Source organism: Vibrio sp. LQ2 (assembly GCF_023920125.1).
Taxonomy (GTDB): Bacteria; Pseudomonadota; Gammaproteobacteria; order Enterobacterales; family Vibrionaceae; genus Vibrio; species Vibrio fluvialis.
In genome coordinates this window covers 3,764,032-3,776,492 of sequence record NZ_CP085308.1, presented here as the reverse complement: position 1 = coordinate 3,776,492, position 12,461 = coordinate 3,764,032, and the positions used below count along the sequence as shown (strand labels likewise).

The window sequence follows — 12,461 nt, the reverse complement described above, 5'->3', positions numbered from 1 at the left end:
AGTATCAGATGAAGTACTGGCTGTTTAATGCCACATACATGGCATTCGTTTCTTTCCAACCGGAAAGACGGTAGGACGGATGAAATTCCTGATAGGCTGCTGGCGTCGAGCGTTGGAGAAAACGCAAAACCAGACTGGTATCAATGATCGGATAAAACGGCGGAACGGTATCGAGAACATCCGGATCGCCATCGCTGAAACTGTAGCGCTCACTGATGTTCCAGCGAACAGAATTGAGGATAGCCAGGCCAGAGCCAGCATAGTGAGATTGAGTCGCTGGCGTCGACTGAACAGGCTTGTGTTCGTTTGCTGTGGGTTGTTGATTCAGCGTCTGAACAACAGAAAGTGGTGCCGATAAATTTGTCGTGGCCGATTGCTCTTCCAGACACGCCAAAGCCTGCGCGGGTAATACCAACGCAAACAGCGATAACCAGAAAATACGAATTAAATGCCAGGACATACAGCGCCTACTTCAGTGACTAGAGGCAGTGTATGTCTGAGTGTGACTTCGCTCAAGTAAAATTTTGAACAGCATTCATTGGCCAATCGCTGGATATTGAACTGGATTGACGAACACTAACGATAAAATATCTCGCCAGTCTGCACATTGAGATAGATTTTATTGGCTTGTTTCATACCACCGCAATAGACGAAGTACACATCACGATCCTGATATTTCACCGAACGTACCCATCCGCCCAGTTCTTCAAAGTCGTCCGGAGAACACGTTCCTTCTTTCAACAACTCATCGGTCTTCTGGACAAATACGGTTTCAAATTGAAGTAGATCGTCGGATTTTTCAATGTAACCTAAAAGTGTTTTCTTGCGTTCGTCCAGAGTGATGACCGGCGGTTGCTCCACCAGCCCGGATAACGGTACCCACTCTGCCACTTCCGGCCCGCCTTCCTGATACACGAAATATTGGGTGATTCGGCCCCAGCCGTCTTTCTTCTCGTACAGGTGCACTTTGTCGCCGCGATACATTAAACGTTCAACAAACGCTTCTTCGCTCGGCGCTTCGCGAATGCCGAGTTTTGGAAGGTCGACGTAGTAATCCCAAACTTCAGGCTTTTTCACGACAGCTTTAGTTGTCGCCCCCTCCGACACGTCTTCACTTGCCGCTTCGTCAGTTTGCTCGTTAGCAGCATTTTTTGCGGCCTGCTGCGGCTGATAGTAGAAAAGATAATAGCCAGCCCCTGCACCACCCAGACCTAATAGCAGAATCACGATCATCACTAGTTTTTTCATTGATGTTGTTGCTCCGTTATCTCAGACACAAAAATGAGGCATGGCGCTCACTTATCCTTTCCTATACTAAAGCTAGACTCATTAATGGTCTCAAACGATGACAGGTACACGAGCGAGCTTATTTCTATTAACGGCCATAGTTGGCATGACTTTACCTTCACAAAGTCACGCTAATCTGTGCAATGAAAAAGATTGGAATAAAGCCCTCACTTCTCAACAGATTTTAGACCATAGGTACAACTTGCTCGCTTCTCAATACAACAGTTGGCTGCCTAATTTCAAACAAGCGATTTTTCTCCATCAGGAGTTTTCCCGCCCCGAGCTCGACTATTTGTGGCGCAACAATAACAACGATTTTCAAACAACGTTAACCATGCAGTTGGAAAGTGCGGAGAAGGCCACACGAGATATCGATAATTTGCTCGCATTGTTAGACAACACGCCGCCCTATATTCAGAAACAGTGGGATAAATGGTACGCCATCGGAGAAGATTGCAAACAGGAAGGATTAATGAGCAACTTTTTCGCCACTGAACTCTATTTAAAAGCCAATAAAGAGCTCAATATCGAAATCATTAATCTGCGCCAATATCTGGTTACCATGCGCCATTATTACGAATTTGAAGTGGTGACGCTGACCGAGGTCATGCAAACTGCGGAAGAGAAACCGTAGGTCTCTTTTCAGTCCGCGGAAACATGCCCAAAACAAAGCGTCTTCGCACCAATTGGTCCCTCTGCTTTACATTGTAAATTGATCTTCATTTGTCCGATAATGACCCTATTATTCGTGAGAATAATTCGCGCTCGCATATGCATCGGGTAGATATGTCAAAAAGTGACCATTTAAGTTTGAGCTAAGCCACGATCTGGAAAAATTGGAAGCGAAATCTCATTTACAAGCGATATACTGTGCGCCTGATTATTTGATTAAACCGCCATGTCTTCTTCATTTGCTAAATCTTTCAGCCAATTTCTGATCGTGCTGTTTGTCATTGGGTTCGTTCCTTCTCTTTACTTTATCCAAGAGTTCAAAAAGTTGGATGAACGCGCGATCGCCCTCATCGAGCAGAAACATCGGGTCAAGCTGGAATTTAGCAAGCACGAGCTGGTCTCATCGCTGAACGAATCATACAAATCGATATCCACGCTGATCAACAACGGCATTTTTCATCAGGCCGTGCGTCAGCCTTCCCTACTTAACGTCGCCAGCGTTGAAGATTTCTGGTTGCTGGTTGCCCGCGCTCAAGGTTTCTACTCCTGTTTACGTTTCATTGATACTCATGGGCAAGAACAAATACGCGTTGACTATGAAGATGGCCAGGCGCAGATACTGAACGGTTCTTATCTGCAAAACCGCGCGAAACAAGATTACTTCCTTTATGGCCAAAGCCTTAAGACGGGTCAAATTGGCGTATTTGGTATGCAGTCAACTGGCCAGCAGATGACTCCGATAAAACCATCACTGCATTTTGTCGCCCCGATAGAGCTGGATGGACAGCGCCAGGGCTATTTTGTCGCTAATATCAACCTGACCTACATCTATCAACAAATCGCAGGCAGCAGCAACACGGAACCGCTACCGGATATCCTTAACCTGAGTGGCGATGTTTTAATGAGCCAACGTAAGACTGACGCAGAGCAACCCTATACCAATGTCGCACAGCAATACCCAACACTGTGGGCAACGCTGATGTCACACGATCAAGGCACCGTTTCAGACCACGGTCAGTGGTACAGTTTCGTGAAGGTTTCGCTTAATACCGCTCTGTCGAACATGCCTACGGTGGTGCTTCTGGATAAAGTCGAAAGCAGCGAGATTCGCCAATTTGTGCGCATCAATAAGAACACCTTAACGGTGCAGATGTTCGCGCTGTTTGCGTTAATCAGCCTGATTGCCTCGATATTCGTGCTTTGGAACAACAACCACCAGAAAAACAGCATTGAGAGTAAACTGGCTCGCGCGGCAATGAACGGTATGTCAGCGGTGATCATTACCGATAAACAAAATCGCATCATCAAAGTCAACAACGAGTTCACACGTCTGAGTGGCTATTCATTCGAAGAGGTAGAAGGCCACCAGCCGTCAATGTTTGCGTCGGGTAAACATGATCCCCAGTTCTATCTGGAAATGTGGAAAGCCCTGCAAGAAGATGGATTCTGGGAAGGTGAAGTGGTGAACAAGCGTAAAGATGGTTCAATGCAAACTGAAATCCTGCGTATCCAGACCATTCTGGACGACGAAGAGGTGATTCAGTTTTATGTTGCCTCCTTTGTTGATATTACCGAGCGAAAGCAGCTTGAAGATCAGCTTCGCGATCAGAGTGAGAAAGACGGCCTGACCAACATCTGGAACCGACGAAAATTTGATCAGGAGTTCCGTTCCGAGTGTGTTCGGGTGAAACGCTACCCCGCCCATGAGCAGTCTTGTCTGGCAATCATTGATATTGACCACTTTAAACGTATCAACGATAAGTTCGGGCACGCAAAAGGGGATAAAACGATTGTTGAAGTTGCCCAATGTTTGCGCAATGAACTGCGTGAATCGGATTTCCTTGCACGAATTGGTGGCGAAGAATTTGCCATCATCCTCCCTCATACGCCGATTGAAGAAGCTGAAGCGGTACTCAATCGCCTGCGCTTAGCGGTGTTTAATCTGCATCAAGAATCATTATCAATCAGCGGCGGAGTCACTGATATTACAGAGATTCCGGAAGAAGTGTATCAGCGTGCTGACATGGCGCTGTATGAGTCCAAAGAGTGCGGCCGCAACGTCATTTCGATACTGACCAGCACGGAAATGGAACAGTTCGCTTAAGCACTAATTAGGTGCAAATTTTGCGCTGTTTTTGCGCCATTTAAGTGCATTAGCGACAACTTAACTAATATACCGCTATATTTGACGGACTTTCCAATTGTGGCGTGAAACTTGTACTACTCTCTAAAGTGGTTATGAATTGCACATAATTAGGGAGTAAAAGATGCAAGATACCTTAGCAGTCGTTTTGGCCGGCGGTATGGGCTCACGACTTTCCCCCCTCACCGATGACCGAGCTAAGCCAGCGGTACCGTTTGGCGGCAAATACCGGATCATCGATTTTACCCTCACTAACTGTCTTCACTCCGGCTTACGCCGAATTCTGGTGCTGACACAATACAAATCGCACTCATTGCAGAAACACCTGCGCGATGGATGGTCCATTTTCAACCCCGAATTGGGCGAGTTCATCACTGTGGTCCCCCCACAAATGCGTAAAGGTGGTAAATGGTACGAAGGAACCGCAGATGCGTTGTTCCATAATATGTGGCTGCTTTCACGCAGCGACGCCAAACACGTTGTTGTTCTTTCTGGTGACCATATCTATCGGATGGATTACGCTGCCATGCTTGAAGAACACATCGAAAAAGGTGCCACACTGACCATCGCCTGTATGGATGTGCCGCGAGAAGAAGCCAAAGCGTTCGGTGTCATGGCGATCGATGATGAACACCGTATTACGTCATTTGTTGAGAAGCCGAGCGATCCCCCATCAATGCCTTCACAACCTGACCGTAGCCTCGCTTCTATGGGTATCTATATTTTCAACATGGATACTCTGCAGCAGGCACTGAACGAAGATTCAGAAAACAGCTGTTCCAGTCATGATTTCGGTAAAGACATCATTCCTAAACTGATTCCGACACGCAGCGTTTACGCGTATCAATTCGGCAACGATAAAGGTCGTGTAGCCAAAGACTGTTACTGGCGCGATGTTGGCACCATCGATTCTTTCTATGAAGCGAACATGGACCTGCTGGAACCCGTACCACCGATGAACCTGTACCAGAAAAACTGGGCTATTCGCACTTACGAGCCACAGCTCCCCCCTGCACGCACCGTGTCATCTGCGACAGGAAACGAAGGTATTTTCATTAACTCGATCATTTCCAATGGCGTGATTAACTCCGGTGGCTCGGTGCAGCACTCGATTGTTTCTTCCGGCGTACGCATTAACGACGGCGCGACAATCGTCGACAGTATTCTGTTTGATGATGTTGAAGTGGGCGACGGTTGCCAACTGGTGAACTGCATCATCGATAAACACGTGAAAATTCCGCCACACACTCAAATCGGCCTCAATCGCATCGAAGATGCACAGCGTTTTCAGATCTCTGAAAAAGGCATTGTGGTTGTTCCGGAAAGCTATCAGTTCCAGAAACAATAACTGACCTCATCTAAGCCTTAACAGCGTGTGTTAAGGCTTAGTCATTCATGAGCTAGCTCTACGCAGAAATACTGGCAGACACGCCGACACAATATGATCAACGTGCCGTTGATCGGTCCCACAACATCCACCGACAATATTAACGTTGGTCAGCTGCTTACCTAGCAGCCGACTGTAATCCTCGCTCAGCTCTACCGGATCGCCATCATCCAGTTCTTCACATTCATTGAGTTCAGAATGACTCAGTTTGGAGGCATTGGCACGAACACCATGAATTCGCCTGACCCAAAGATCGTCGGTGCTGACCGCAGCGATAAAATGCTGCGGATGGGCGCAATTAATCATGTAATAAGCCGGATAGAATTGGGTCTCCAGGTCGACCTGTTGAATCGCCGCTGAGAGTAATTGACCCGATGGGAGACGCCCGTCCGTTTCGACGGTGAATGAAATGACAACCGGTATGTGCATGCGTTTGGCTGCGCGTACTATGCCGATCGCTTCATCAGCGTAGGTCAGCGTCAATGCGGTGACCATATCCGCCGCCGTTTCCGCAAACGTATGGATCTGAAATTCGTGGTAATCCTCAGCTTCCTCGTCAGACATTCGCTCTTCGGCGACATAGCCGTCCCCTCGTGGACCAATGCAACCACTGATGACCACTGGTGTATGTGATGACTCATATTCCTGACGCACATCCAGCAGCAAACTGACGGCCTTACGATTCTCTTCTTCCAGCTCTGCCAGGCTGTACCCCAGAATTCCGCCCCAGTATGGATTGGAACGCCAGGTAGCGGTTTCCAGGATCAAACCAATTTCGTGTTTGCGAGCAAGTTCTGCATAAGACTTGAAGTAGCGCCGCAGCGCCTCTTCTCCCTCTTCAGACTGGAACAACAGGAACGCCGCGAAATACGGAAGTTCACAATTGTCGAGATAGATAAGCGTGGTTTCAAGGCCACCATCCGTCATAAAGAAACTGTGTTGCAGCTGCGGCAACGCTTGTCGATATTTCGCCATACCCCCTCCTTGTAAAACGCTTTACGGGGTGTTTGTGGTGCGACGAACCGAACCACTCGGTTGCTAAGCGGCAACTTCTTGTTGGGATTTTCTGTTCACACTGAGGCTGGCAGTAGACTTACCACCGCCCTTAAATGACAATATAGTCAACATAAGTCATTCTTTCGCAGTTTTCAGATAGAAAAATAAAAAAACCGCCTCGAAAGGCGGTTTTCATGGACTCATCTACCCATTAAGGACAGGTGACCTCTTCCCAGAACCAGTTGGTTTGTGTTGGGCTTTCCCACACACCCGGGCTGTTTTTCGCGATAAAGCATTTACCGCTATAGCTAACTGTTGTGCCATTGCTGACTTGTGTTGATCCCGGAACCCACTCAACTACATCACCCGGTTGAGTCGTACCACCACCCGTATCACCACCGCCAGTGTTACCGCCGTTACCCGCAGACAAATCAGCAACAGGTAGCTCAGGCTGCTCAAACTTGAATGCGTAGTCCACGCCGTTGATCTTCACGCTGTAGTTAGCTGGGCCGGAGATTGGCAGGTAATACACCATATCCAACTCATAGCTATCGCCTGCTGGCAGTGTTTTCCACGCTGGCAGAGAGAACGCAACGCGGTGCATCGTACCATCCAGACCACCGATATTGTCAGCGCGAGTATGGCCTGAAGCAATCACACTCAGACCCGCTCCTGATTGATCTTTGGCGTTGTCTGGCGAAGAAACCGGGATATCAAACTGGAACTCTGTACCTCCTGGGATCTCCACACCGCTGTTGTTGGTGAAGGTAATTTTCGGGTTGATTGGATAGTTCTGATCACCCACTTTAAAGCCAGCAATCGAAACAGTGATGTCCACGGTTTCAGTAGGGATCGCGCCAGTCGCGACTTTGTTACCGTATGGCGTCGCCACTTTGAACTTGTCGTAGATGGCTTTGGTCATCGTGTTACCCATGTGGTATTCACCCTGACCGCTTGCACACGCCTGCTCAGAGGCATCCACACTGGTGCGCTGACCATTCGCGTCCAACACGTAACAGTTGTAATCGCCCGCCAGTTCCCAGAACATGATGCCGCCGATCTCTTTATCGATAACGTAATCCGCTTTGACATCGATAGACTGCTTGTCTTCAGTTGAAAGGAAGACTTTCTTCTCCGCATTCCACAGCCAAGGCGCTACCGCTACGTTATCGTAATGACGCGCATAGGTGCCCACCAGCGGAGCCGTTGCCGGATCCAGACCATAGGCGGCCAGGTAAGAACCCCAAATACCATGCTCCAGGTTCTTCGCATGCCACATTGGGTTAGAACCCGCGCCCATTTCATCGCCAGCGGCGTTAACGTCATGCCACATGTTATCCAGGCCTGTTGCACCGTAACCGCAGTTGTTCTTCTCACCTTCACCAGTTCCAGCCGGACAGTCGCTCTGATTAGGCAGCGCTGCACGCCCCCATAAGCCATTGTCACCACCCGTTACGCCTTGCCAGCCACGGGTATAGTACGGAACACCGATGTTGATACGTCCCGCAGGCATCGAACCACGGAAATAGTGGAATGCCCAGTCGGTGTTCAGATAACCAATGCCGCCATACTGCGCAGTGCCGTACACGTTCCACTGTGCCAGTTCAGAATCTTTACCTGTGTCATACAGCGCGGCGTTGTGACCCACGTGATCGTTCCACGCACCGTGCAAGTCATAAGACATGATGTTGACGTAGTCGAGGTACTTCGTCACCGCCATGGTTTCCATGCCGCGCAGTAAGTAAGCTGAGGAAGGCGCCGCAATGGTCAGCATGTAGTGCGTGCCATCTTGCGAGCTGGCGACATCCAGTTTTTCACGCAGCACACGCATTAATTCGTGGTAGGAATTCATCAGGTAAGCACGACGAGATTCAGAGAAAGCTTTGTCGTCCGGGTTACCCGCGCCAGCCATCGACGTTGGGTATTCGTAGTCGATATCCAGACCATCAAAACGATATTTACGCATCATTTCTACGGCTGAATTGGCAAATGTTTCGATACCTTGCTGGTTGATTGAACCGTCAGCATTGGTCGTCATGGTGTAGAAGCCGCCGTCCGCAACACGGTTACCACTGTTATCAAAATGACCGCCGGTTTCTGCCCAACCGCCAATCGAAATCAGCGTTTTCACACCGTATTTCTGCTTGTATGTGGCCAGCGCACCGAAGTGCCCTTTGAAGCCAAGTGTCGGGTCAATCTCAACACCATTCCACTCTTTGCCCACTGCTGCGTTATTCGGATCATTAACATCCCCGATGTTCACTTTGCCATCTGAACCGATACTGACGAAGGCATAGTTAATGTGTGTGAGCTGTTCCCAAGGAATATCTTTAACCAGATACGCCGTTTGATCGTCGTCTCCGGCACGCCAACTGGTGAAGTAGCCAATGACACGGCGTGGGTGGTCCGCGCCCATTTTCTCGCGGCCATCTTCATCGTAAACCGTACAGTAAGGTACGTTTACCCCTTCGGTTTGATACAGACCATCCGGACGACAATTACTCACCACAGGCCCTGCCGCCACGCTCAGAGTGCTTAGCGCCGAGTCAGTTGTCGCGCCCAGGTTGTCTGTTGCGCGTGCAAAGACTGCCAGTGAGCCGGATTTGGTCGTTGTGTAGTCGAGTGTGTAAGGCGCAGTGGCGGCGGTGCCAACCAGCGTGCCGGCCACATAGAAATCAACTTTATCTACCGTGCCATCAGCATCGGCCGCATTAGCGGTTAAGGTCACTACGCCGCCGACATCGACGCTCGTCGCAGACAAGGCCAGGCTCACACTCGGCGCTTCATTACCCGGTTGTGTACTGTCACTGACCGATACCGTCACTTGGCTCGCAACGCTCGCCAGACCTTTATCATCATACGCAATGGCGCTGATTTGATGACTGCCTGTAACCGCTGTCCAAACAACGCTGTAAGGTGCTGACGTTGCCTGACCGACTACAACGCCGTCCACCAGAAAATCTACGTTGGCGACAGTGCCATCGCTGTCTGCTGCATTCGCAGCCAGCGTGACCGCATCACCCACCGTCAGCGCATCTGTTGCCGAAGGAGAAGTTAACGTTGCCGATGGCGCTTGGTTTTCGCTGCCGCCGCCAGTCGTACAAGTGTCGAGAAGTTTCCACTGTGCGTAATCGCCCGAGAATTGCTCCGGGTCTTGGTTTTGAGTCCAGTAATTGGCCTGATAAGCTGAACCCTTGTATTGAACCTGATCACCGCCATTGTAAATGGTGCCAGCTTGCCACTCATTTAGCGAAGAACAATCCACCGCTGCATAGCTGTTGAACGCCATCAGGCACGAAGCCGTCAAAGTGCTGAGAGTAAAGATACTCTTCGTCACCTTAGCTCGATCTAAGCGCATTTTCATTTCCTTAAGTTATTGTTTCACGGGAATAAAGCTTTCAGTCCTTACTCTGAAAACTTTAATTTTTTCGTAAAACAACTTTAGGTGAGTTGGCGAATTTGGCACCGAGTAAAGTGCAAAACTTCAAAATCACTCGCAAACAGAACGCCAAATCACACAAATGTCACAGTGTTAATTTGCAGCAACAACTAAATTTTTGGTATTCATGGAAACAAAAAAAGCCCGTATCTAACGATAAATACGGGCATCTCAATCAGGAGCACATCGAATGCTCTATAGGGGTAGAGCGAGTATGGCCGCGATGCAAATGTTAGAAAAGAGTAAACATTCGCAGATACACTTCCCCTTTTAAGCCGCTTTGGCACCTCGTGGTGTTTCATTAAAATGACGTTTATATTCGCGGCTGAACTGCGACGGACTGGTGTAACCAACTAAACGCGCCGCATCGTTCACCCGTTTACCTTCAACCTGAATCAACTCTTTCGCTTTATTCAAGCGAACTTTTTTCAGGTACTGCAAAGGCGATTCCATCGTCACACCGCGAAATGCCTGATGGAACGCAGAGACGCTCATATTGGCCTCTTCCGCCAGTAATTGCACCGTTAACTGCTGATCATATTCGCGGTGCACTTTACTCAGCGCTTTCGCAACACGTGCGTAATGCCCCTCATGATGGGCCAGGTCGAACAAAACATGGCCTTCGCAACTGGTCAACGCACGATACACCATCTCTTCCATCAGTGACGAACCGAGAACTTGCGCTTCCAAACCGTCATTGAGAGCATTCATTAATCGTTTACAGGTATTGAGCATCTCTTCACCCATTCGCACCGATTTCAGGCCACACTGATTCTCTTTATCCTGATTGCACGGTTTGAAACCTGCCTGTTCCAACATGTCGACCTGTTTAAGCAGAATCGAATGATCAATATCGATACTCAAACCCAACATGGGTTTGCCATCTTCGACAATCGCCTCGCATTCCAGCGGCATCGGAACGCCAACCACCAGATAGTCATTCGGGCCGTATTGCACCGGGTTGGGTCCGATGTGGATGTTTTTCTGCCCCTGACCGAGAATGATGATGCCCGACTGATAGATAAACGGACGACGCTGATTACCAGCACTACTGCGATAAAACCAGACGCCCGGAATCTCGGTTTCAGCAATGCCTTCTAATTGATGTAATGATTGACGCTCAACATACTGTTGCATCAGTTCAGCCAACTCAGTCATGCTTGTTCACTCCGTATTCAATATCGCGCCAAATTGCCACATCCTGTAGAAATAGGCAATTTATTTGCAGAAATCGCTCTATTAAGAGTGACAATCAAAGACTATTATGCATTTCGTAACTTCCTGAACATGTGTAGCGCGTGGATCAGGAAACACTGCCTTTGGGGGAAATTTCCCCCTTTTTTGATGCACGAGGTGAGAACAATGCAATTTACCTATGTTAACCCTACACGTATTCATTTTGGTCAGGCGCAAATCGCAAAGATTCAGAACGAAATTCCACAAAATCAAAAAGTTCTGGTGATCTACGGCGGAGGCTCGATCAAACGTAACGGCGTTTACGACCAAGTGGTTGCCGCGCTGAAAGACCACACTTGGGTCGAGTTTTCAGGCGTTGAGCCAAACCCAACAAAAGAAACGCTGGATAAAGCCGTCGCGATCGTCAAAGAACAAGGTATCGACTACATTCTGGCCGTTGGCGGTGGTTCAGTGATTGATGGTTCTAAATACGTTGCAGCAGCTGCCAAATACAACGGTGACGGTTGGGATATTCTTACCGGCAAACACGCTGTGTCAGACGCTACATCAATCGGTGCGATCCTGACTCTGCCAGCAACCGGTTCGGAATCGAACTCAGGTGCTGTAATCACCAAAGCGGAAACGCAAGACAAACTGGCATTTATGTCTAAATTCGTGCAGCCAACATTTGCGGTAATGGACCCGGATGTGATGAAAACTTTGCCAGAACGCCAACTGATTAACGGTATCGTTGACGCTTGGGTACACGTATGCGAGCAGTACATCACTCTGCCAGCTGATGCGATGGTTCAAGACGGTTACGCGGAAACGTTGCTGAAAAATCTGCTAGTGCTGGGCCGTAACTTTGCAGGTCGTGACAACGATTCATGGCGCGCAAACCTGATGTGGACTGCCAACCAAGCGCTTAACGGTCTGATTGGTACTGGGGTGCCACAAGACTGGGCAACTCACATGATTGGTCATGAACTGACAGCACTGTGGCATGTGGACCACGCTCGTTCTCTGGCTATCGTTCAACCTTCTTTACTGCGTAATCAGATTGAAGCGAAACGTGCAAAACTGGAGCAGATGGGTAAAAACGTATTTGGTCTGGAGCAGACGGCGGATCTCGCTGAACGCACCATCGATGCGATTGAAGCCTTCTATCATGAGCTGAATGTAGCGACTCAGTTTGCCGACCACGGCTTGTCTCACACTGAAGCGGTTGACGCGGTCATCGCTCAATTGGAAAGTCACGGCATGCTGAAACTGGGCGAAAACCACGCGATCACACTCAAAGAATCACGTGAAATCCTTTCCAGTGCTTTAGTGTAAGTCTCTGACAAAGCTAACAATAAGTT

The 12,461-nt window shown here is 48.9% G+C and carries 9 protein-coding genes; 4 read left to right on the top strand and 5 right to left on the bottom strand.

Annotated elements, in window-relative coordinates:
• Positions 1-4: 4 nt before the first annotated feature.
• Together LGV68_RS17525 and LGV68_RS17520 are read right to left on the bottom strand one after the other, a co-directional pair.
• Positions 5-460: a hypothetical protein gene (locus LGV68_RS17525; protein ID WP_252535746.1), complete on the bottom strand. Its 456-nt coding sequence runs from the start codon at positions 458-460 to the stop codon at positions 5-7.
• A 116-nt stretch (positions 461-576) separates the two neighbouring features.
• On the bottom strand, positions 577-1,248 hold the full coding sequence (locus LGV68_RS17520; RefSeq protein ID WP_252535745.1) for a hypothetical protein: 672 nt from the start codon (positions 1,246-1,248) through the stop codon (positions 577-579).
• Positions 1,249-1,489: 241 nt separating this feature from the next.
• Here LGV68_RS17520 and LGV68_RS17515 point away from each other — a divergent pair, with 241 nt between their 5' ends.
• From LGV68_RS17515 to glgC, 3 genes are all read left to right on the top strand, one after another.
• Positions 1,490-1,921: a hypothetical protein gene (locus LGV68_RS17515; RefSeq protein WP_252535744.1), complete on the top strand. Its 432-nt coding sequence runs from the start codon at positions 1,490-1,492 to the stop codon at positions 1,919-1,921.
• Positions 1,922-2,185: 264 nt separating this feature from the next.
• Entirely contained in the window at positions 2,186-4,063 is a 1,878-nt protein-coding gene (locus LGV68_RS17510; RefSeq protein WP_055452351.1) for a sensor domain-containing diguanylate cyclase, read from the top strand.
• Positions 4,064-4,226: 163 nt separating this feature from the next.
• Positions 4,227-5,450, top strand: coding sequence for a glucose-1-phosphate adenylyltransferase (gene glgC, locus LGV68_RS17505; RefSeq protein WP_020433140.1), 1,224 nt, complete (start codon positions 4,227-4,229; stop codon positions 5,448-5,450).
• 45 nt (positions 5,451-5,495) lie between these two features.
• On the opposite strand, the gene LGV68_RS17500 is transcribed toward glgC, so the two are convergent.
• From LGV68_RS17500 to LGV68_RS17490, 3 genes are all read right to left on the bottom strand, one after another.
• Positions 5,496-6,464: a homocysteine S-methyltransferase family protein gene (locus LGV68_RS17500; RefSeq protein ID WP_020332444.1), complete on the bottom strand. Its 969-nt coding sequence runs from the start codon at positions 6,462-6,464 to the stop codon at positions 5,496-5,498.
• 232 nt (positions 6,465-6,696) lie between these two features.
• Entirely contained in the window at positions 6,697-9,843 is a 3,147-nt protein-coding gene (locus LGV68_RS17495) for a glycosyl hydrolase family 18 protein (RefSeq protein ID WP_222750349.1), read from the bottom strand.
• 351 nt (positions 9,844-10,194) lie between these two features.
• Positions 10,195-11,082 (bottom strand): AraC family transcriptional regulator, encoded by an 888-nt coding sequence (locus LGV68_RS17490; RefSeq protein ID WP_252535742.1) that lies wholly within the window; start codon positions 11,080-11,082, stop codon positions 10,195-10,197.
• A gap of 204 nt (positions 11,083-11,286) precedes the next feature.
• On the opposite strand from LGV68_RS17490, the gene LGV68_RS17485 reads away from it, so the two are divergent.
• Positions 11,287-12,435: an iron-containing alcohol dehydrogenase gene (locus LGV68_RS17485; RefSeq protein ID WP_032082577.1), complete on the top strand. Its 1,149-nt coding sequence runs from the start codon at positions 11,287-11,289 to the stop codon at positions 12,433-12,435.
• Positions 12,436-12,461: the final 26 nt, after the last annotated feature.